Annotated in this window: 20 protein-coding genes; 11 read left to right on the top strand and 9 right to left on the bottom strand. The window is 65.5% G+C overall.

Going from position 1 to position 19,602, the window contains the following annotated elements; translation table 11 throughout:
* Positions 1-82: 82 nt before the first annotated feature.
* From AB0L63_RS18585 to AB0L63_RS18575, 3 genes are all read left to right on the top strand, one after another.
* Positions 83-1,141: a serine hydrolase domain-containing protein gene (locus AB0L63_RS18585; protein ID WP_364502013.1), complete on the top strand. Its 1,059-nt coding sequence runs from the start codon at positions 83-85 to the stop codon at positions 1,139-1,141.
* Between the two features lie 506 nt (positions 1,142-1,647).
* The gene (locus AB0L63_RS18580; RefSeq protein ID WP_364502010.1) at positions 1,648-1,887 is read left to right on the top strand and encodes a VOC family protein; all 240 of its coding nucleotides are present in this window, start codon (positions 1,648-1,650) and stop codon (positions 1,885-1,887) included.
* 60 nt (positions 1,888-1,947) lie between these two features.
* Positions 1,948-2,238, top strand: a complete 291-nt coding sequence (locus AB0L63_RS18575; RefSeq protein ID WP_364502007.1) for a hypothetical protein — start codon at positions 1,948-1,950, stop codon at positions 2,236-2,238.
* A 425-nt stretch (positions 2,239-2,663) separates the two neighbouring features.
* Here the strand turns inward: AB0L63_RS18575 and AB0L63_RS18570 are convergent, their stop codons facing one another.
* Positions 2,664-3,269, bottom strand: coding sequence for an ABATE domain-containing protein (locus tag AB0L63_RS18570; protein ID WP_364502004.1), 606 nt, complete (start codon positions 3,267-3,269; stop codon positions 2,664-2,666).
* A gap of 89 nt (positions 3,270-3,358) precedes the next feature.
* Between AB0L63_RS18570 and AB0L63_RS18565 the strand changes: the two genes are divergently transcribed.
* Both AB0L63_RS18565 and AB0L63_RS18560 read left to right on the top strand, forming a co-directional pair.
* Entirely contained in the window at positions 3,359-4,147 is a 789-nt protein-coding gene (locus AB0L63_RS18565; RefSeq protein WP_364502001.1) for an MBL fold metallo-hydrolase, read from the top strand.
* Between the two features lie 7 nt (positions 4,148-4,154).
* Entirely contained in the window at positions 4,155-5,435 is a 1,281-nt protein-coding gene (locus AB0L63_RS18560) for an MFS transporter (RefSeq protein WP_364501998.1), read from the top strand.
* A 252-nt stretch (positions 5,436-5,687) separates the two neighbouring features.
* On the opposite strand, the gene AB0L63_RS18555 is transcribed toward AB0L63_RS18560, so the two are convergent.
* Entirely contained in the window at positions 5,688-5,975 is a 288-nt protein-coding gene (locus AB0L63_RS18555) for a helix-turn-helix domain-containing protein (RefSeq protein ID WP_364501995.1), read from the bottom strand.
* Between AB0L63_RS18555 and AB0L63_RS18550 the strand changes: the two genes are divergently transcribed.
* The 3 genes from AB0L63_RS18550 to AB0L63_RS18540 all read left to right on the top strand — a co-directional run bounded on the left by AB0L63_RS18550 (position 5,899) and on the right by AB0L63_RS18540 (position 10,894).
* The gene (locus tag AB0L63_RS18550) at positions 5,899-6,780 is read left to right on the top strand and encodes an FAD-dependent monooxygenase (protein ID WP_364501992.1); all 882 of its coding nucleotides are present in this window, start codon (positions 5,899-5,901) and stop codon (positions 6,778-6,780) included. The two genes, AB0L63_RS18555 and AB0L63_RS18550, sit on opposite strands and share 77 nt — an antisense overlap.
* A 179-nt stretch (positions 6,781-6,959) precedes the next feature.
* Positions 6,960-7,352 (top strand): hypothetical protein, encoded by a 393-nt coding sequence (locus AB0L63_RS18545; RefSeq protein WP_364501989.1) that lies wholly within the window; start codon positions 6,960-6,962, stop codon positions 7,350-7,352.
* A 92-nt stretch (positions 7,353-7,444) separates the two neighbouring features.
* A complete protein-coding gene (locus tag AB0L63_RS18540) occupies positions 7,445-10,894 on the top strand; it encodes a protein kinase (RefSeq protein ID WP_364501987.1) in 3,450 nt (1,149 codons plus the stop codon).
* Between the two features lie 140 nt (positions 10,895-11,034).
* On the opposite strand, the gene AB0L63_RS18535 is transcribed toward AB0L63_RS18540, so the two are convergent.
* Positions 11,035-11,886 (bottom strand): alpha/beta hydrolase, encoded by an 852-nt coding sequence (locus AB0L63_RS18535; protein ID WP_364501985.1) that lies wholly within the window; start codon positions 11,884-11,886, stop codon positions 11,035-11,037.
* 181 nt (positions 11,887-12,067) lie between these two features.
* Here AB0L63_RS18535 and AB0L63_RS18530 point away from each other — a divergent pair, with 181 nt between their 5' ends.
* Positions 12,068-12,466, top strand: coding sequence for a hypothetical protein (locus AB0L63_RS18530; protein WP_364501983.1), 399 nt, complete (start codon positions 12,068-12,070; stop codon positions 12,464-12,466).
* Positions 12,467-12,468: 2 nt separating this feature from the next.
* Here AB0L63_RS18530 and AB0L63_RS18525 read toward each other — a convergent pair whose 3' ends face one another.
* The 3 genes from AB0L63_RS18525 to AB0L63_RS18515 are packed head-to-tail and all read right to left on the bottom strand — an operon-like array spanning position 12,469 to position 15,490.
* The gene (locus tag AB0L63_RS18525) at positions 12,469-13,683 is read right to left on the bottom strand and encodes a sugar ABC transporter permease (RefSeq protein WP_364501981.1); all 1,215 of its coding nucleotides are present in this window, start codon (positions 13,681-13,683) and stop codon (positions 12,469-12,471) included.
* A complete protein-coding gene (locus AB0L63_RS18520) occupies positions 13,683-14,414 on the bottom strand; it encodes an ATP-binding cassette domain-containing protein (protein WP_364501978.1) in 732 nt (243 codons plus the stop codon). The genes AB0L63_RS18525 and AB0L63_RS18520 overlap by 1 nt, the downstream gene beginning before the upstream one ends.
* Positions 14,414-15,490 carry a sugar ABC transporter substrate-binding protein gene (locus AB0L63_RS18515; RefSeq protein ID WP_364501975.1) on the bottom strand — a complete coding sequence of 359 codons (1,077 nt, stop codon included), beginning with the start codon at positions 15,488-15,490 and terminating at the stop codon, positions 14,414-14,416. Before AB0L63_RS18515 ends, AB0L63_RS18520 begins: the two co-directional genes overlap by 1 nt.
* 107 nt (positions 15,491-15,597) lie before the next feature.
* Here AB0L63_RS18515 and AB0L63_RS18510 point away from each other — a divergent pair, with 107 nt between their 5' ends.
* Complete coding sequence (locus AB0L63_RS18510; protein WP_364501972.1) at positions 15,598-16,773, top strand: ROK family transcriptional regulator; 1,176 nt, start codon at positions 15,598-15,600, stop codon at positions 16,771-16,773.
* Positions 16,774-16,795: 22 nt separating this feature from the next.
* Here the strand turns inward: AB0L63_RS18510 and AB0L63_RS18505 are convergent, their stop codons facing one another.
* Positions 16,796-16,987: a hypothetical protein gene (locus AB0L63_RS18505; RefSeq protein ID WP_364501969.1), complete on the bottom strand. Its 192-nt coding sequence runs from the start codon at positions 16,985-16,987 to the stop codon at positions 16,796-16,798.
* A gap of 110 nt (positions 16,988-17,097) precedes the next feature.
* Positions 17,098-17,295, bottom strand: a complete 198-nt coding sequence (locus AB0L63_RS18500) for a hypothetical protein (RefSeq protein WP_364501967.1) — start codon at positions 17,293-17,295, stop codon at positions 17,098-17,100.
* 113 nt (positions 17,296-17,408) lie between these two features.
* Between AB0L63_RS18500 and AB0L63_RS18495 the strand changes: the two genes are divergently transcribed.
* Positions 17,409-18,149, top strand: a complete 741-nt coding sequence (locus AB0L63_RS18495) for a serine/threonine protein phosphatase (protein WP_364501965.1) — start codon at positions 17,409-17,411, stop codon at positions 18,147-18,149.
* A gap of 139 nt (positions 18,150-18,288) precedes the next feature.
* On the opposite strand, the gene AB0L63_RS18490 is transcribed toward AB0L63_RS18495, so the two are convergent.
* Positions 18,289-19,590 carry a carotenoid oxygenase family protein gene (locus AB0L63_RS18490; protein ID WP_364501962.1) on the bottom strand — a complete coding sequence of 434 codons (1,302 nt, stop codon included), beginning with the start codon at positions 19,588-19,590 and terminating at the stop codon, positions 18,289-18,291.
* Positions 19,591-19,602: the final 12 nt, after the last annotated feature.

Below are 19,602 nucleotides of genomic sequence, written 5' to 3'. Positions count from 1 at the left end.
TCCTGTCTTTCACGAATGAGTAACGTGCCGAATACGCTGCGGTCGATTTCACCTCATCGACTTCGAACCCTGGGGGTTTGGTATGAAGCTTCAGCAGCTACTCGATCGGATCGTGGTTGATGTCGGTATTCCGGGCATCATCGCCGAGGTTCGTGACGAGGACGGCAGCACATGGTTCGGCACGGCCGGAGTCGCCGATCTCGAGACCGGCAAGCCCCGCTGCCGTGAGGAGCACTTCCGCATCGGCAGCGCCACCAAGTCGTTCACCTCGGTCATCACGTTGCAGCTCGCGGCGGAAGGGCGGTTGAGCCTGGACGATTCGGTGGACACATGGCTTCCCGGCATGGTCCAGGGCCACGGTAACGACGGCCGTGTGATCACGGTCCGGCAGCTGCTGGCCCATACCAGTGGCCTGTATCTCTACTCGATGGACCCCGATATGCGGGCCACCGAGACCGGTCCGGCGTTTCTGGAGCATCGCTACGACCGGTACCGGCCCGAGGATCTCGTCACGATCGCTGTTTCTCGTCCGCCCGTGTTCGCGCCGGGGACGCAGTGGCGGTACGACAACACCGGCTACATCCTCGCCGGAATGATCGTCGAACGCATCACCGGGCACTCGTTCGCGGACGAGTTCCAGCAGCGCATCGCCGAGCCGCTCGGCCTGCACGACACCTACCTGCCCGTCGATGAGACCATTCGCGCGCCATATGCACGCCACTACACGACCGCTCAGCTGAGCGAGCCGGGCTGTCCCGTCTACGACGCCACGGAGCTGGACCCGTCCCGGGCCTGGTCCGCTGGTGGCATGGTGTCCTCGCTGGGCGACCTGAACCGCTTCTTCGGTCTGCTCTTCGGTGGCGAACTCCTGCCACCCGAACAGCAACACGAACTGCTGACGACCACCTCCACCGAGGGCGCTGGCTGGCTCCCGAACACCCGCTACGGGCTCGGTGTCTACACCGAAACCCTGCCCAACGGCGTCGACATCTGGGGCAACGGCGGTGCGATCACCGGCTCCTGGACCCTGTCGGTGGGCACCAGCGATGGCCGCCACCACCTCACCGCCAACCTCAACGGCGACTGGGGCAACCTACTCGGCGCCTTCGCCCAACTCATCGAAGCCGAGTTCGGCAGCTAGGCGACGAGCCTGCTGTCACCCGCGCCCCTCGTGAGCGCCAGTCGGGCAACCAGCACGACCACGCCACATGATCACCAATATCGTGCGCTCGCTCGGGGACCGGGATGCGTAGGCGGACAACAGATCAGGGCGAACAGGCAAACGGTTCAGCGACGCCCCAGCGGCACTGACGACACAACTGGTCAGCGAACTGGCGCAACGGAAACGTTGCTGACCGATCATGATGTGGCCCTCTCCGGAGGGGAGCGAGGGCCACACCACGATCAGACAAGACAGGCACGGCGTTGATCGAAACGCACGACCGATTTTCCGCAGTAGCCGAACAAACTCCGCTCATACGCGAACATCCGCTCGTCGGCAATACCGGACGTCCTGCGGCGCAGTCGATCTCGCCTCCCCAACCGCCCGCGCAGCGGCATAGCGTACTACTGGGCGGTGCCTCCAATTGATCGGCGGTCTTGGAAACGCGGTTGCCGTTCTGCCGTGGCGTGGTCTATCGATGACGCATGGAATGGAACCCGATGGTGCCCGAACTGCTGGTCAGCGATCACCGAGCCAGTCGTGCCTTCTACACCGAGGTGCTGGGTTTCGCCGTCCTGTTCGAGCGCGCCGAGGATCGGTTCAGCTATCTCGCTCTCGGCGGTGCCCAGCTGATGATCGTGCAGGACCACCCTCGAGGCGTGGCAAACCGCAGACTTGCGCGCTCCCCGGGGACGCGGCCGCAATCTGCAGATCGAGGTAGATGACGCCACCTTCCTGCGTGAGCCGGAGTCCCGGTTGTCGGCGCCCGTCCCTATCGTTGGCGTATGACCGACATCGCGCCCCTCGCTTCCGCTGCTCGGGCGGTGTTCGGCGACCCAGGCGTGCATGCGGTCGTCCGCTCGGGTCGCACCGTGCATGCGGTCAGCCTCGGCCAGTGGGTCGAGGGCGAGGACGTTCCGGAGTTGTTGTGCCGCACCGGTGTCGCGGGCTGGTCTCCGACCGTGCTGGAGCCGGCGCGGGCGGAGGTCACCTGCGCTCGATGCTTACGCAGACTCGGCGGGCCCTCCACATCGCGGCAGCTTCCGTTGTTCGGCGACGACCCCAACTACGGGTAGCGACTGCCCGCACCTGCCCATACACGGGTAAACACGGGTGTCTACTCGTTCGAGGGGTATTCGAGGACCTCGAGCCAGGGCACGTACTCCCAGGCGTAGCGCCCAGGCTGCCACCACACCACAACCCAGTTGCCGGAGTCGTCGGGTGGAGGCCCTCGGGGTCCAGTTAGCCGAAGAGTCGCGGTAAGCGCTGTTCCTGAGCGTGCTCGACTTAAGATGCTCGCATCAGATGCAAGATTCCTTCATCTGATGACGTGGGTTCCCCGGCTACCACAGATAATTCGCAGAGCCGGCCCACGCCATCAGCTACATCCGCCCAGCTCACACAAGCAGTTACCGCAGATAATGTGCAGTTATCTGCGGTAACCGCCTTAGCGCGACTTTTCCCGGGTTTGGACCCCGCATGCCAGTAACTAACGGGATGGTCAGTCCGCCTTCGACTTGGCGCGGGCGTAGGCGCGGGCTGCGCGAGCGCGGTCGCCGCAACGCGTTGAGCACCAGTGACGGCGGCCGTGGCGGATCAGGTACCGATTGCACGGGACGGAGTCGCAGGTGGCCAGGAAATCGGCATCGGACCCGGTGAGCAGGTCGGCCGCATCTGAGGCCAGCGTCGCGAGCGCGCGGTCGAGGATCTCGTTGGGTGGACACATCGCGGCACGGTAGGGGCCATTCGTCTCATCCCATTGCAGCAGGGCGGCCGTTGAGGTCCGGCTCAGCGCGTCGTTGACGGCGGACAGCGCTGCGGGCAATACCGGCTGCCGCGCGACGCGGGCGGCGAACAATGCCCTGATGTGTTCGCGCAGCACGCGCAGCTGCGTCGCGCACATCTCCTGCACTCTGACATCGGCAGGCGCGAGGCCGCGTTCGACGAGCCACCGATTCGTCGATTCGACGGTTCCGAGCAGATCGATGAAGTGTCCACCGGGCAGCACATAAGCGCTGTCGGCGAAGTCGAGAGCGAGGTGCTGTTCCGCCCCCGGTGCGGGCGGCAACGCGGGCTCGTCGGTCAAGGTCTCTCGCACGACTCTCACAACTCTCATGTTACGACTTGCTTTTACCCGTGAGAACGACCTACCGTATCTCACGGACATATGGAGTTTAATCCGTGAGGAGATTGTTCGTGGCTTCCGTAGGCACAACCGATCAGCAGGTCTGCGTCCGCGTCTTGGGTGGCCCGACCGCCCTCTTCGAATACGGCGGGCTGAGGTTCCTCACCGACCCGACCTTCGATGCGCCCCGCGACTACCAGCAGTCCGGCGGCCTGCTGACCAAGACCGCGCCGGCCGCCGCGGCGCCGGCCGACCTCGGCCGCGTCGACGTGGTTCTGCTCTCGCACGATGAGCACCCCGACAACCTCGATGACTCCGGCCGTGCCCTGCTCGCCGACGTGTCGCTCACCCTCACCACGCCGGGTGGCGGGCAACGCCTCGGGAACGGGGCCAAAGGCCTGGTCGACTGGGAGTCGATCGAGCTGGATCGCCCCGGTGGCGGCACGATCACCGTGACGGGCGTGCCCGCGATCCACGGGCCGGGCGCGCGCGAGGAGGTCGAACCGATCACCGGCCAGGTTGTCGGATTCGTACTGACCGGGCAAGGCCTGCCCACTGTCTATGTCAGCGGCGACAACGCCTCACTCACTGCGGTCCAGGAGATCGCCGAGCGTTTCGCGCCGGTGGACACCGCCATCCTCTTCGCCGGAGCGCCCCGCTTCTCCGTTCTCTTCGACGGTGCGCCGATCGTCCTCGACAGTAACCAAACCGCCGAGGCCGCCGAACTCCTCGGCGCGCGTCGGGTAGTTCCCGTTCATTACGAGGGTTGGGCCCACTTTACCGAAGGCCGTGCCGAATTGGTCGCGGCTTTCACCGCTGCCGGACTCCGCGACCGCCTTGACCTGGGCGAGCTGGGCTGACTCTTTCATGGCGAGTTCAATACCTGCCCGGATCGATGATCTCCCCGGTTCCGGGTCGCAGCGCCGCACCCTGTTCGTCTTGGTCGCCGCTCAGGCGCTGAGCGGTGCGGGGCTGGCGGCGGGCGTGGCCGTCGGTGCACTGCTCGCGCAGGACATGCTCAGCTCAACCAGCCTTGCCGGTCTGCCCAGTGCGCTCGGCACCGCAGGCTCCGCGCTGGCGGCCGTCGCAGTCGGACGAATTTCGCAAGCCCGCGGCCGCCGCCCCGGCCTGGTCGCCGGGTATCTGACCGGTGCCATCGGCAGCGTCGGAGTCATCGCGGCCGCTGTCGCGGACAATCCGATCCTGCTGTTCGTCGCACTCTTCGTCTACGGCGCTGGCACCTCAACCAATCTGCAAGCCCGGTATGCCGGAGCCGATTTGGCCGGCCCGGCGCACCGCGCCCGTGCCGTGTCCACCGTGCTGGTCGCCACCACACTCGGCGGCGTGGTCGGCCCAAACCTCACCGCGCCGACCAGCGACCTCGCACACGCAATTGGCATCCCCCACCTGGCCGGTCCGTTCCTGCTCGCCGGCACCGCATACGCGTTGGCAGCCGTGGTGCTGGCCATCTGGCTGCGCCCCGACCCGCTACTGCTTGCCCGCACGCTCGAGGCCGAACGCATCGCCGCGCAGCCCGATAATGCCGACGGCCTGCCGCGCCATCCGGTCGAAAGACGCAACTCCGGCGTGCTGGTCGGTGCGATGGTTATGGTGCTCACCCAGTTCGTGATGGTCGCGATCATGACCATGACGCCCGTCCACATGCACGACCACGGCCACAGCACCGCAGCCGCCGGCCTCGTCATCGCCATCCACATCGGCGCGATGTACTTGCCATCACCGCTGACCGGCTGGCTCGTAGACCGCTACGGCCGCTTCACCATCGCCGCCATCTCCGGGCTGACCCTGCTCGGCGCCGGAATCGTCGCCACCTATACCCTCGGCGACTCCGTCACCCTGTTGGCGGCAGCACTCACGCTACTCGGTCTCGGCTGGAACTTCGGCCTCGTCGCAGGAACCGCGATCATCACCGACGCCGTACCGCTTGCTACCCGTGCCAAAACCCAAGGCATGGTCGATGTCACCATCGCCATCGCGGGCGCCACCGGCGGCATGGCCTCAGGGTTGGTCGTCGCCGCTGCCGGCTACTCCATACTGGCCATCGGCGGCGGCATTCTGGCACTGGCCATCGTGCCCGCCGTCGCCGTCGCCGCACGCAAATCCCCACGACCGGGCGGTGTTTCATAAGCAGTGAGGATGTCGGCCCGCCCTCACCCGTGTAGTAGCCATTGCGATCACCACGCCACGCGGGCGGTACTGCTGGCAATGGCGACCCATGCCACCGACAGCGCACGACCGGCAGTAGCCGATTCCCGAGGATGCCAGCACTGATACATCAACGAAAGTGCAGTGAACAGGACTTCGAAAAGCTGTGAAGGCGAGTTCGACAACTGACAGAACCCGGTGAGACTTTTGAACAGTTTCGTCTCAAAAATAGTCTCATAATTTGCTCGACTGCTTGCCCAAGTGTCGGTACAGCGTGGCGCGTGAGACGTCGAACTCGGTGGCGATTTCGTCGATGGTGCCGCCGGAATCTCGCATGCGGCGGGCGGATTCGAGCATTTCCGGGGTCATTGCGCCAGGGCGGCCGCGGCGGGTCGGGCGGGTGGCGGGGGTCTCGGTGGGCGGTAGATGGGCGGGGTCGGCTCGCGTGGCCGACGGTTGCGGATCGGTAGCCCTGTTCGGCGATTCGATCCGGGCCCTCGATGCGGATGACGACGGCGTCACCGTTACCTTCGAACACGCGTCGCAACAGCGATTCGACCTGGTCATCGGCGCGGATGGCCTGCACTCCACCGTGCGGCGCCTGGCCTTCGGCCCGGAATCGAAGTACGCCCGCCACCTGGACCACTACTTCGCCTTCGGCGACGCCGATGCCGCGCTCGGGCCCGACCGCTGGGTGACCGTCTACAACACGCCGGGCACGATGGCGGGTATCTACCGTTCCGGCAATCACGCACAAGCCAAGGCGTACTTCGTCTTCCGCAGCCCACTGCTCGGCCTCGATCCGCGGGATACCACCGCGGCCCGCGCGCTGCTGACCGACCGGTTCGGCACCGAATCCGCATGGCACGTGGCACAACTGCTCGACGGCGCACTCGCCGACCCGGACTTGTATTTCGACTCCCTCGGCCAAGTCCACTTGGATTCCTGGTCGACCGGTCGCATCGCCCTCGTCGGCGACGCGGCATATTGCGCCTCACCCGTATCCGGCGCTGGTGCCGAACTGGCTCTCGTCGGTGCGTACCGCCTCGCCGGTGCGCTCGCCGCCGCGAACGGCGACCACCACACCGGCTTTCGCCATTACGAGCAGAGTCACCGTGCGCTGGTCGACCGCAAACAGCAGATCGGCCCGAATATTCGGTTGTTGGTGCCGAAAACCCGCTCGGGCATGGCGATTCGGAACACCCTCACGCGCCTCCCCGTACTGGAGTCCATGGCCGGTATGGAACGCATCATGTCCCCCCAGAGCAACGAGCCTCTGCCCGAATACCCCGAGGTTCCACTTGCGGCCAACGCCTGCGGCCAGTAGCACTGTCCCACATACTGATTCGCACGTCACGCACGAATGCGCGGGCAATAACGAGCGCGGCGCGCGAATCGGTGCGCGGTAGCAGCACCGGGCGTGCGGTCAGCGGTGGAGGAATTCGAGGGTGGCGCGTTCGAAGGCGGTCTTGGCTTCGATCATGACCCAGTTGGGTAGTGCACCTTGTGCAGCATCCCTTCTCCGCTGCGGTCGGTCGCGGGACCTTCCGATGCCCAACGAGACCGGCTGCGCTGGCCTACGTCTATGACGACACGATCCTCGAGCCGGTCCTGCGGGTGTTCGGCTTGCCCAGGGCCGAACCGCAGTTGGTCACCGCCAGCCTGGACCACGCGATGTGGTTTCACCGCCCCGGGCCTGTCGACGACTGGCTGTTGTATGTCAAGGAAGTGGTATCCGTCGAATCCGGTCGCGGCCTCGGCTCGGACCGCTTCTTCACCCGCGACCACCTGCACCTGGCGACCGTGGTTCAGGAGGGAATTATTCCGCCTCCTGCCCTGAGCCGACCGCGGGGATCGTCGGGGCCGCAAGGTGGTGCCGTCCCTGTGGAAGCGCCGTAGACTTGCGACAGCTTCGGCGAACCCCGAACCGCCCTCCGTGGCCTGGTACGTGGCTCGCGCGAATAGGCGATGGATCGTGAGTCGACAGACCTATGACCGGGACAGAACCCGACGGTACGCAACCCGTACTGCGGAACCATTCGGTGGAGAACGAACTCGACGGCGAAGGGCTGGAGCGCGCCGAGGAGATCGGGCGCGGCGGTTTCGGAACCGTATTCCGATGCTTCCAGTCGGCGTTGGGTCGAACGGTCGCGGTCAAGGTTCTCTCATCCGACTTCGACTCCGACAGTGGTGCGCGCTTCTTGCGCGAACAACATGCCCTGGCCCAGCTGTCGGGACACCCCCACGTCGTCGAGGTACTCCACGCCGATGTCACGCCGAGCGGCCGGCCCTACATTGTCATGCCCTATCACTCCCGCGGGTCGCTCGCGGATCATCTGCAACGCCATGGTCCGATCCCCTGGCCGGAGGCGGTCGAGATCGGTGTCAAACTTGCCGGTGCGCTGGAATCCGGTCATCGGCTCGGGATTCTGCACCGCGACGTGAAACCCGGAAATGTCCTGATCACCGATTACGGGGAGCCGCAGCTGTGCGATTTCGGCATCGCACGAGTGGCTGGAGCATTCGAGACAGCCTCCGGCCCGATCTTCGGCTCGCCCGCGTACACGGCCCCGGAAATCCTCAGCGGAGCGCCACCTGGCGTGGCATCGGACCTGTACGGCCTCGGCGCCACCCTGTTCTGCCTCGTCACCGGGCACGCAGCGGTCGAACGCCGCGAGGGCGAGGAGGTCATCGCGCATTTCCTCCGAGTCGCGTCCGCACCGGTTCCGGATCTCGACCAGCGGTTCCCACGAGAACTCACCGAAGTCATCCAGCGCGCGATGGCGATCTCGCCGGAGAACCGCCCCGCGACCGCGGCAGAGCTCGGCGAGCAGCTTCGTGATCTGCAGCGCCGGCATGGGCACCAGGTCACCGATATGGCGCTCGTATCCGCCGAACGACCTCCCCTGATCGACAGCCGACCGACGACTCGTGGTGGATCGTGGCGACGCTCCGCTGCAATATCACCGCGCACCGGTGCGCCGCCGCCCAGCGTCGCGACCAAGTTCCGGCCGCCTCTTGCCGCGCACGCGCTCGTGCGACGAGAGCGACTGATCGAACGCATGTGGGCTGCGGGGCGCAAGCGTCTCGTCGTCATTCACGCTCCAGCCGGGTTCGGCAAGAGCACCCTGGCCATGCAGTGGCGTGAGCGCCTCCAGGCGGAGGGCGTCTCGGTGGCTTGGTTGAACATCGACCCGGACGACAACACCCTTGCTTGGTTCCTCGAACACCTCATCGAGGCGATTCGGCAGGTGCGCCCGAATCTGGCGATCGAGTTGCGCCAGGCATTGGAGGAGCACGGCGACGAAGCCGAACGATATGTCCTCACGTCGCTCATCAACGAGATCCATCAGACTCGCGAACCTTTCGCCGTCGTGATCGACGACTGGCATCGCGTCACCAATCCGGTGACTGTCGCGGCGCTCGATTTTCTGCTGGACAAGGGGGGCCATCATTTGCAGATCATCGTGACCAGCAGGTCGCGACAGGGACTTCCGTTGAGCCGCATGCGGGTCGAGGATGAGCTGATCGAAATAGTCTCCGAAGACCTGCGTTTCGACATCGATGAGTCGCGCGAGTTCCTTATCGATCTCGGCGGGCTGCCACTTGTCGAACAAGACGTCGCAAATCTGTGTGCCTCGACCGACGGTTGGGTTGCCGCGCTGCAGTTGGCGTCGCTTTCGCTGCGCAATCACCAGGATCCGGCCGAGTTCATCAGTCACCTGTCCGGTCGACATCACGCCATCGCCGAGTATCTCGCCGACAACGTGCTCGGCACGCTCGATCCCGCGCTGCTCGATTTCATGCTCGACACATCGGTGCCCGAACGCGTCTGCGCGGAGCTGGCTTCGACGTTGTCGCAGCGCGACCAGTGCCAAGCGCTGCTGGAGCAGGTGGAACAGCGGGACCTGTTCCTTCGGGCCCTGGACGATGAGCGGGTGTGGTTCCGCTACCACCACCTGTTCGCCGATTTTCTGCGTCGCCGCCTCGAACGCGACCACCCGGGCCGGCTGCCGACGCTGCACCGTGCGGCTTCCCAATGGTTCTCGGAACGGAGAATGCTCAGCGAGGCGGTCGACCACGCACTGGCGGCCGGAGATCCGGACCGAGCGGCGGACCTCGTCGAGCGGGATGGGATGGCCCTTGTGGAACGCTCGCAGATGTCGACGCTGCTCGGTCTGATCGCGAAACTGCCGACGGAGCTAGTGGCGGACCGTCCCCGATTGCAGATCGCACTCGGATGGGCTCATATCCTGTTGCACCACCCACCGGAACCGACTCACAACGCCTTGGAAAAGACGAAATCCACGCTGTCGACGATGGCGCGGTCGGGCGCCGACGTCCGCGACGACCTGCTCGAGGCGAGCTTGATCCAATCCATCGGAGACTTGTTCGCGGACCGAACCGGCAACCTGCTCGAGGCCGCGTCGCAATGCCTGGATCGGCCGGATACATTGCGCCCCTTCGTCGTTGCGTCGGCGGCGAATGTCGCCTCGTTCGAAGCCCTTCACCGGTTCGACTTCGCATCGGCCCGCCGATGGGTCGAATGGTCGATGCCCTACCATCAGCGGACCAGTGGGGCGTTCGCCGCCGTCTACGGACTCCTGTTCGCCGCGATGGCCGCGCACGAACTACTCGACATCACCGCGGCCGAATCGTTGGTTCGGCGAGCCCAGACATTGGCCTTCCAGTTGGGCGGCAGACATTCGTATTCGGCCCGGCTCGCCGGCGCTGTCCTGGGCGAGCTGCTCTACGAGCGCGGCCGCGCGGCCGAGGCCGAACCACTGCTCGACGACAGCCATCAGCTGGGTTCCGAGGGCGGCGTGGTCGACTTCATGCTGATCACCTACGGCACCGGAGCACGTATCAAAGCCGCACGCGGACAACGCGACGCCGCCGCGCAGCGCCTCGACGAGGGCGAACGAATCGCCGCCCAGTTGTCCGTGCCAAGGCTTGCCGCGCGGATCGAGAACGAGCGGCAGCGCCGCGATCTGCACCTCGGCGACATTTCGCGAACGCCGACACCGACAACACCGGCCGGACCCATCGACGGTATCGCACTCGTCACGCAGGAATTGGTCGAGGATTCGCGCATCCGCATACTGCTGCACGGCTCGCCGCTCGACATAACCACCGCCTGCACCGAGGCCGAAGCACGCATGAATCGCATCACCGCGGCCGACCGGCCCCGCGCGCACCTGCAGGCACGACTGCTGCACAGCGCGTGCCTGCAGGCCGCGGGTCGAGTTGGCGATGCCCTCGAGGCGGCTGCTCCCGCCGTGGCACAATGCGCCGAACTCGACCTGCCGCAATTTCTGCTGGACGGCGGACCGCAGATCGCCGCACTTGTCGGCATGTTCATCGACGACAAGGAGCGCGACTCCTCCCTATGGCCGCAGGTGCGCCGGTCTTTTCTCGATGAAGTGTTGCAGATCGCTTGACGACGACGGCAGGCCCGCGGAGCACGAGGACGGAACGCGCGGGGTGCGGGTCAACGTCGTCCGCTCCGGACCCACCCGCACCGAGGGCCTCAGCAATGGGCGAGGCGCTCGATGCGCTGGCAGCAGCCATTGGTGTGCGGTCAGCGGTGGAGGAATTCGAGGGTGGCGCGTTCGAAGGCGACCTTGGCTTCGATCATGACCCAGTGGCCGCTGTTCGGGAATACGTGCAGTTCGGCGTGGGGGATCTGGCGCATCGGTATCAGTGCCATGTCCGGGGGGCTGACCCGGTCGTCGAGACCCCAGGTGAGCAGGGTTGGGCACGATATCTTGTGCAGCATCGACCAGTACGGCGGTGTCTTCGAGTTCGCCAGGAATTTCTGCTGCATATCCCAGGCGGCCGAGCCATACATCATGGCGGCGGTCTTCTGGGTGTCCGGATGTTGCGCGGCTGCCCAGCGTTCCTCGATGATTTCATCGGTGATCACCGCGGGGTCGTAGACCATGGCCCGCAACCAGCGCAGCAGTTTGTCACGATCGGGTTTGTCGGCGAATTCCTGCAGCAGCCGGATCCCTTCGCTCGGACTGGAGCTGAAGATATTCGGACCGATCCCGCCGATGGTGATCAGCTTGCGCACCCGTTGCGGATGCTGAATCGCGAGATTCGCCGCGACGACACCACCCATCGAATTGCCGACCATGGCCGCGGATTCGATGCCCAGCCCATCCATGAATCGCAGCACCGCCGCGCCCGCGGTCAGTACGGGATGACCGTCGACCGGGTCGCTCACGCCGAAGCCGGGAAATTCCAGGATGTAGCAGTGGAAGTGCTCGGCGAAGACCGCGAGATTTCCGCGATAGTTACGCCACCCGTTCACGCCGATCCCGGAGCCGTGCAGCAGTAACAGCGGTGGCCCGTCGCCCGCCTCGTGATAGCGCAGCACGCCCTGATCGGTGGTCAGCTCGCGTTTCGTGCCTTCGTATGTCACGTCCATACCCAACACGTTAGAACACGTTCTAGCTCGGATCGCGAATGACCGCCGATGTCGGCTCGCAAAACCAACCGCCGGGTACACAATTGTGAAACGCTCGGGCGATCTCGGATGTAGCGGCCCCGGTGGGCCGCTATTTATCATCTCCGCTGGCAACTCGGCACCGCACCATGAGGACCGGATCATGAGCTACCGAACGATCACGACCGCGACTGTGCTCGGCACGGCGATCGCCGCCCTGGCTTGTACCGCGCCGACGGCAAACGCCGTGGTGACGCGGGTGGGTGTGCTGCCGGATTCGAATTACGGCCTCGCGACCAACTACGGCACCGATTGTCCGGCCACCGCCCAGGCATATGTCAGCAATGCGGCCGAACCGGTCGCCTTCTACGACAACGGCGTCCTGTTCGGAAAGGTCCGCCCGCTGGGCGGCATCGCCCTGCTGACCTGGATCCCGAAGACCACGGGCCCGCATATGCTCAGCGCCGTGCAGGCCCCAGACGTCACGCCCATCGCAACGGTGGACGTCCAAGTCGGCACCGGTGTGCCCGTCGGCTTCGCCTGCGTCGTGTTCGGCAGCTGAACTCAGCGGGCACCGTCGACTCCGCGCCGGGCCACCGAATCGATGGCAACCGCGACGGCCAGCACCGTGCCGGTGACCATGAACCGCACCGACGAATCGACATTCAACAGCAGCATGCCATTCGTAATCGATTGGATGACAAGGATTCCCAGCAGCGCCGCATACGCGCGCCCACGTCCGCCGAAGAGACTGGTGCCGCCGATAACCGCTGCCGCGATGGCATTGAGCAGAATATCGCTGCCGCCGGAACTCTGGTTCACCGCGACCAGCCGAGACGCCGCGAGTATCCCGCCGACCGTGGCGAGCGCGGAACATCCGACGAACGCCGCGATGCGCACCCACGTGACATTGATTCCGGCCCGCCGCGCGGCCTCTGCATTACCGCCGACGGCATAGACGCGCCGTCCGAAGACGGTGCGGCGCAACACCAGATCGACGGCGAGGACGAGCCCACCGAAGATCACCAGGGTCAGCGGAACCCCGCGATCGGAGTTCAGCACCAGCACCGTGGCGGCCAGCAGCAGCGCCAGCCCGCCGGAGCGGACCGCGATCCACGCCGGAGCCGAAACCGTCAGTTCGGCGCGAACTCGCTGCCGCCGGGTCAGCAGACTCGCGATCAGATGCCCACCCGCCAGCACCGCCACCAGTAGCCAGGCCAGCCACGGCAGCAACCAGGTATCGCTGATCTTGGCGATCCCGCGATCGAACGGTAGATTGACCGTGCCTTCCTTGCCGAGCAGATACAGCATCAAGCCCTGCCAGCCGATCAACCCGGCCAGCGTCACCACAAACGACGGCATATTCAGCTTCGTCCGCATCACCCCGTGGAGCAGCCCGATGGCCGCGCCGACGGCGAGCGCGGCGAATATCGCGAAGACCGGATTCCAGCCGTGGTGCACATACAGTTGTGTCATCACCACGGCCGTCAGCCCGCTCACCGATCCGGCCGACAGGTCGATCTCACCGAGTAGCAGCACCAGCACGATGCCGAGCGCGATGGTCCCGGTCGCGGCCATCTGCAAAGCCAGATTGGTGAGATTCTCCGCGGACAGGAAATGCGCGTTGAGTCGATCGAAGACCACCGCGATGATGACCAGCCCGACCGCCACTGGCATGGCGCCGACATCGCCGCGACGCAGTCGATCCGCGAGCGCATCGGTCAGCCCGCGCAGCGGATTTCCTTGCAGTGTGGGGTGTTTCATGGCGAGCTCACTCATCACACGGCTCCCGTGATCGCGGCGACAATCGCCTCCTGACTGGCCTGCGCCGTCTCGAATTCACCGGCGTTTCGGCCGAGACGTAGGACCACGATGCGATCGCTGACTGTCCGGACATCGACCAGATTGTGCGAAATCAACAGCACCGCGAGGCCGTGCTCGCGCAGGCGACCGATCAGCGCGAGCACTTGGGCGGTCTGCTCGACGCCGAGTGCGGCGGTCGGTTCGTCGAGGATCACCATCTTGGGCTGCCCGAGCAGTGCCCTGGCGATCGCGACGGACTGCCGCTGTCCGCCCGACAGCGCGGACACCGCTGCCCGCACATCCTTGATCTTCACGTCCAGTGACCGCAGTAGGTCCCGTGCGCTGCGCTCCATCGCGATCTCGGAGAGCACGCTCAATTTCCTTGTCTCCGTGCCGAGATGGAGATTGGCGACGACATCGAGGTTGTCGCACAGTGCGAGATCCTGGAACACCGTAGTGATCCCGAGTGCTTGCGCATCCTGCGGACGGCCGATCCGCACCGGCGCCCCGGCGAAGGTAATCTCCCCCTCATCGGCGACGATCGCCCCGGAGATCACCTTCACCAGCGTCGATTTGCCCGCGCCGTTGTCACCGACGAGCGCGACCACCTCACCGGCCCGCACCTCGAGATCAGCACCGGCAAGTGCCTGTACCGCACCATACCGCTTGGTAATGCCGCGGGCGGCGAGAACGGTTGTCGCCGTCATCATTCGAGTCCCGCGGCCCGACATGCCGCCACGACATCCGGCGTGCAGATTTCGGTGACGGTGTAGAGGCCGTCTTTGACGATCGTGTCCTTCAGGTTGTCCTTGTGCACCGGGATCGCATCGAGCAGGAACGACGGAATTTTCGCCGAGCCGTTATCGGTTGTTGCAGGGGCAGTGGGCTTTTGGCCCTTGCCGACTGCGACAGCGAGTTCGGCTGCCTGTTCGGCCTGCGCCCGATAGTTCAGGTAGATGGTCATGGTCTGCTCGCCGGTCAGAATCCGTTGTACGGCGGTGAGTTCACCGTCCTGGCCGGTCAGCGGCGGCAGGTTCGCATAGCCCGCCCGCTTCAGCGCCGCGATGATTCCGCTGGCCATACCATCGTTGGCCGAGTAGACGCCGACGATCGAATCCTTGCCGAGTGCGGTGATCGCCTGCTCCATCTCCTGCTGTGCCTTATCCGGTGACCAGTCGGGAGTGTCGAATTCCCTGGCGACCTTGACCTTTCCGTCGAGTGCCTGGTGCGCGCCGGTCTTGTAATCGCCGGCACTCGGATCGGTGGGCGCACCGTTGATCATCACCACCTGGCCTTTATCGACGGCGCCGCGCTTGTTCAGCTCGGCCAACAGCGCCTCGCCCTGCACCCTGCCGACCTTCACATTGTCGAAGGAGACGTAGTACTCGTAGCCGATACCGGCGATCAGCCGGTCGTAGGCGATTACCGGGATCTTCTTCTGCTTGGCCTGATTGACCTGCGGCGCAACGGCATCGGCATTGACCGCGTCGAGCACGATGACATCGGCGCCCTGGGTGAGTGCGGATTCGAACTGACTCTGCTGTTTGGCCGCATCCTGATCGGCATTGAAGTAGAGCACCCGGCAATTGGCGCACAGCTGCTTGGTCTTCGCTTCGAACAGCGGTCGGTCGAATGCCTCGTAGCGGGTGGTCTTGGACTCCGGGAGCAGCAGCGCGATGGTTGGGTTGTCACCGCCCGATGTGGAATCGCTGGAGCCCGAGCTACAGCCCGCTGTCAGGACGAATGCGGCTGCCGCCGCGGTGATGAGCAGAATTCGACGCATGAGAATCACCGTGCCGAGAGGGATCAGAAGGTGCGCCCGGTTGAGCGTTGATAAGAAAGGTAGTTTACTAACAGCGGGGTGTCCAGTGGTTACGCGGAGGAGGATCGGTGAGTAGGATCGGCAATCCCCAACTGCTGCGCACGATGAACGAGCGACTGCTGCTCGACCGGCTCCGGGTGCACGGGCCGTCCTCGCGTGGGGAGCTGGCCAAGGCCAGCGGCCTGTCCAAACCGACCGTCTCGGCGGCGCTTTCGGGCCTGGAGGAAGCCGGCTTGGTGCGGCTGGTCGGCTCGCTGAGCGGGCGGCCGGGACCGACAACGGCGATCTATGACGTCAATGTGCGCGCCGGTGTGGTGGCGGGAGTCGATATCGGCAGGCACTGGGTCCGTCTCGCCATTGCGGATCTGCGCGGTGACTTCATCGCCCGCAGCGATATCCGCAATTCGGCCCGCTCGGCCGTCGACCTGGTGCGCCGAGTCCGCACACTGGCGCACCGTGTCGCGGCCGATGCCGAAATAGATTGGACGGCGGTGCATTACGCGGTAATCGGCAGTCCCGGTGTCCTCAATTCGGCCACCGGTCGGCTCGATTACGCCCCGAATCTGCCCGGTTGGGGCCGGGCGGGACTGGTCGGACAGTTGCGTGACGCGCTGGAAGTCGAGTCGGCGATCGAGAACGACATCAATCTCGCCGCCGTTGGGGAACTCACCTCCGGTGCGGGCGTTGGTGTGCGCAACTTCGTATTGGTCTCGATCGGCACCGGCGTCGGCATGGGCATCGTGATCAACGGTGAACTCTACGTCGGCAGTACCGGTGCCGCCGGTGAGGTTTCCTTTCTACCCGCCGCCGAGGTCGACGCGCCGCCCGATGACGCGCGCCAGCGCGGTATGACCGAAACCGTTGCCGCGGCGGGCGGTGTCACCCGGAATGCGCGGCAGGCCGGGATGAGCCCGGCCTCGGCGAAGGAGATCTTCGCCGCGGCCGTGGCCGGTGATGCGCGGGCGCGTTCGGTAGTCGAGGCCGAGGGCCGTCGCATCGGCGCCCTCATCACCGCGGTGGCGGCCATTCTGGATCCGGAACTCGTGGTCCTCGGCGGCGGTATCGGCCACAATGTCGACCTGCTCGGCGACTCCATTGCCCGGCGCATGGCCGAACTCGGGCCGCTGCGTCCGCGGATTGTCGCCAGCACGCTTGGCGATGACGGCGTGCTCACCGGTGCGGTATCGCGTGCGCTCGGGGTGGCGCGCGATCGGCTCTTCGATCGGCGCACGCCGAGTGCGTGAGGTGGGATTCGGCCCCGGGGGCTCACAGCACCGCGATGGCCTTGAGTAGTAGCAGGGTCAAACCGGTGGTACCCGCGAAGGCGACGCCGCTATCGCGGATCACGATGCCCGCGGGAGAGCCGCTGACCTTGGAGAGGATTCCGGAAATCACCGCGACGATGATGCCGACGAGCACGGCGACGACAACGAACAAGACCCGAACGGTAGTGGACACTCGACGCTCCCTCGACGTGGATCGTCGCAGTGTAAAGGGTGTGATGGCTACCGGGTAGCAAAGTTGCCGATGCGGCGCGGCCAGGTCGGTTTGGTGGCCGCCAATCCGTACTACAACAGGAGGAACGGCTCCGTCGGTGGGAGCCGGAACCGACCGTTGTCGGTGCGGGTCACGCGAGACCACGGCAACATCTCGGTTTCGGTGAGATCGGTAATGTGCGGTCCGGCGCCGATCAGGGCATTGATCACCGCGTTGAGCCATCGTATTTCGGGAACCGAGACCCCATGGCGGAGGCGCCGAGGATTCACAGAGTTTCCTTGGGTAATTTTGGCACGGTACACGGAAAATCAAGGTTCACTGGAATTACAGAGTTGTGCGGATCGGCAGCGTTGGGGCAGGTCCAGCCCAAGGAGGTCAGACCTTGCAGACAACCGCTTCGATCGCCGTCGTCCGCCCCGAGCGGGTACGGCTCGGCGGCATAACACCCGGTGTGGTGAGCACCCGTGGTCGGCGCTCGCTCAATGCCGACGCCTTCGCCACCTACACCGACCCCACCATCGGGCGTACCGCGTTCGTCGTCGCCGACGGGATCGGCGACAACCTGCCCGCGGCCAGGGCGGCGCGGACCGCGGCTTCGGTCGCGGCGCGGATCGGGGCGTGTAACGGCGCACTGGTCGGTGTGGTCGCGGCCCAACAGGAGTTGCTGCGGCAGTTTCCGGAGCAGCAGGCCGACAGTGTGCTCGTGATCGCCGTGCTGCCCGCCGCCGATCAGCCCGATGGCCCGTGCGATATCGCCTGGGTCGGCGACTGTCGCGCCTATCGCTGGAACGGCCGGGTGCTGCATCAGATCACCACCGACCACACCGTCGCGGAGTTCATGCGCGCCAAGGGGGTTCGCCCGGAGCGCCGCATGGACCACCTCGTCACCACTTCCACCCGCACCGCCAGTCCGGAGGCCATCGGTCGCGCCGCCACCGGATCGAGCCGGGGCCGACTGCTGTTGAGCACCGACGGTGTGCACAAGCGGCTCGATATGGTCGCGATCAAATCGATACTGGTCGCGGGGCAAACCGCTGCCGGCACTGCGGAAACCTTGGTGGACAACGCATTACAGGCGGGTAGCACCGACAATGCGACCGCGCTCGTCGTGGACTGCCGGTAATCCCATTTCTACTAGAGCTATCTGGTCGGTGCGTCTAATGGAGTGTGGGGTTATGCGGGCGATTCAGATCAGTGGCGCACCGGTTGATGGACGGTCGCACCTCGACCGGCGAACTGGTGCTCACCGTCAACGGCTGAAATCATGTGTCGGCGAGCCAGTTTCCGTGGAATCCGTAGGGCACCCGAGCGGGTAGGTGAATGGTCGCCAGTGGTGGCGCGGCCAGCTCGGACGCGTCGACGATGACGAGATCGCTCCGGTCGCTGTCGGCGTTGTAGACGTAGGTCATGAGATAACCGTCGCCGCCGGGGCTGTCGTCCGCGGGTGCGAAGGCGGCCTCGGCCGGAATGCGGCCCGGACCGAATTCGTGTGCCGTGCTGGTGCCGGTGTGCAGGTCATAGCGCAGCAATGCGCCGCTGTCTCCGGTGACGGTGGCATGGCCGAAGCGGGAATCCAGACCAGCGAGCCGGTCGTCGATGCGCGGGAATTCGGCGTCGCGATCGTCGAGCTGATCCTCGGTGACGGCGCCGGTGACCAGATCGATGGTCCAGCGCCAGAGCGCGGCATGCTCGGGAATGTCCGAATCCTGCCGCCACAGACTGGGATAGCGGATTACGTGCAGCACGATCCGGCCGGGCTCGTCGTGGGCGTTGAGCGTGTGGAAGACGTAGCATGGATCGATCGGGAACCATCGGATCGCGCCGTGCGGGTCGTCCCGGCGCAGCACTCCGAGTCGGGCCGCGTAGTCGTCGCGCCACCGAAACGGCATGCCGCCACCGGATTTCGCGGTTTCGAGATCGAAAACCACCGGCAGATCCATGAATACGACATGCGCGGCGGTGAGATTGAAGTCGTGGTGCATGGTCGCGGCCGGTACCTCGATCGGGTGGCTGACCAGCAGATTGCCCGCGGCGTCCGCGCGATGGTAGGTCAGATAGGGCGCGGTGTAGGCGTAGCCGAAGAAGTGCAGTTCGCCGGTGGTCGGGCAGGTCTTGGGGTGCGCGGTCATGGCGGTGCGCAGCTTGCCGTCGAAGTCGTAGGGGCCGATGGTATCCAGCTCGCAGGTCAATTCGTACGGATACGACGATTCGACGAGTGCCAGGGTGCGTCCGGCGTGCCGGATGACGTGGGTATTGGCGAGTCCGGCGGTGAGATCGACGTTGCCGTCGGCACCGCGGAGCTGAGCACCATCGGTGAAGGTGGACGTGCGGATCCACCGGTTGCGGTACGAGACCGCGCGACCCTGTTCCAGCCGGACGCCGTGCACCATGCCGTCGCCGAGAAACCAGTGCGCAGAGGCTGCGGCGTGCGGATTCGGGCCGTTGCGCAGATACCAGCCGGTCAGTTCGGCCGGAATCACTCCAGTGACCGGTAATTCGTAGGCAGTGAGCTCTTCGGTGACCGGCGCGTAGTTGCCGGTGAGGTGCGGTACGGAGGTGGTCATGATGAGAACCGA

The sequence above is a fragment of the Nocardia sp. NPDC051990 genome, assembly GCF_040680755.1.
GTDB lineage: Bacteria > Actinomycetota > Actinomycetes > Mycobacteriales > Mycobacteriaceae > Nocardia.
Note: the sequence above shows the minus strand (reverse complement) of the source record. Positions and strands in the feature narration are given on the sequence as shown.

Bases quoted from the DNA above. Each gene is read 5' to 3' on its own strand.
- AB0L63_RS18585 (WP_364502013.1), top strand. From the start codon at position 83: ATGAAGCTTCAGCAGCTACTCGATCGGATCGTGGTTGATGTCGGTATT.
- AB0L63_RS18580 (WP_364502010.1), top strand. From the start codon at position 1,648: ATGGAATGGAACCCGATGGTGCCCGAACTGCTGGTCAGCGATCACCGA.
- AB0L63_RS18575 (WP_364502007.1), top strand. From the start codon at position 1,948: ATGACCGACATCGCGCCCCTCGCTTCCGCTGCTCGGGCGGTGTTCGGC.
- AB0L63_RS18560 (WP_364501998.1), top strand. From the start codon at position 4,155: ATGGCGAGTTCAATACCTGCCCGGATCGATGATCTCCCCGGTTCCGGG.
- AB0L63_RS18540 (WP_364501987.1), top strand. From the start codon at position 7,445: ATGACCGGGACAGAACCCGACGGTACGCAACCCGTACTGCGGAACCAT.
- AB0L63_RS18535 (WP_364501985.1), bottom strand. From the start codon at position 11,886: ATGGACGTGACATACGAAGGCACGAAACGCGAGCTGACCACCGATCAG.
- AB0L63_RS18530 (WP_364501983.1), top strand. From the start codon at position 12,068: ATGAGCTACCGAACGATCACGACCGCGACTGTGCTCGGCACGGCGATC.
- AB0L63_RS18525 (WP_364501981.1), bottom strand. From the start codon at position 13,683: ATGAGTGAGCTCGCCATGAAACACCCCACACTGCAAGGAAATCCGCTG.
- AB0L63_RS18520 (WP_364501978.1), bottom strand. From the start codon at position 14,414: ATGACGGCGACAACCGTTCTCGCCGCCCGCGGCATTACCAAGCGGTAT.
- AB0L63_RS18515 (WP_364501975.1), bottom strand. From the start codon at position 15,490: ATGCGTCGAATTCTGCTCATCACCGCGGCGGCAGCCGCATTCGTCCTG.
- AB0L63_RS18490 (WP_364501962.1), bottom strand. From the start codon at position 19,590: ATGACCACCTCCGTACCGCACCTCACCGGCAACTACGCGCCGGTCACC.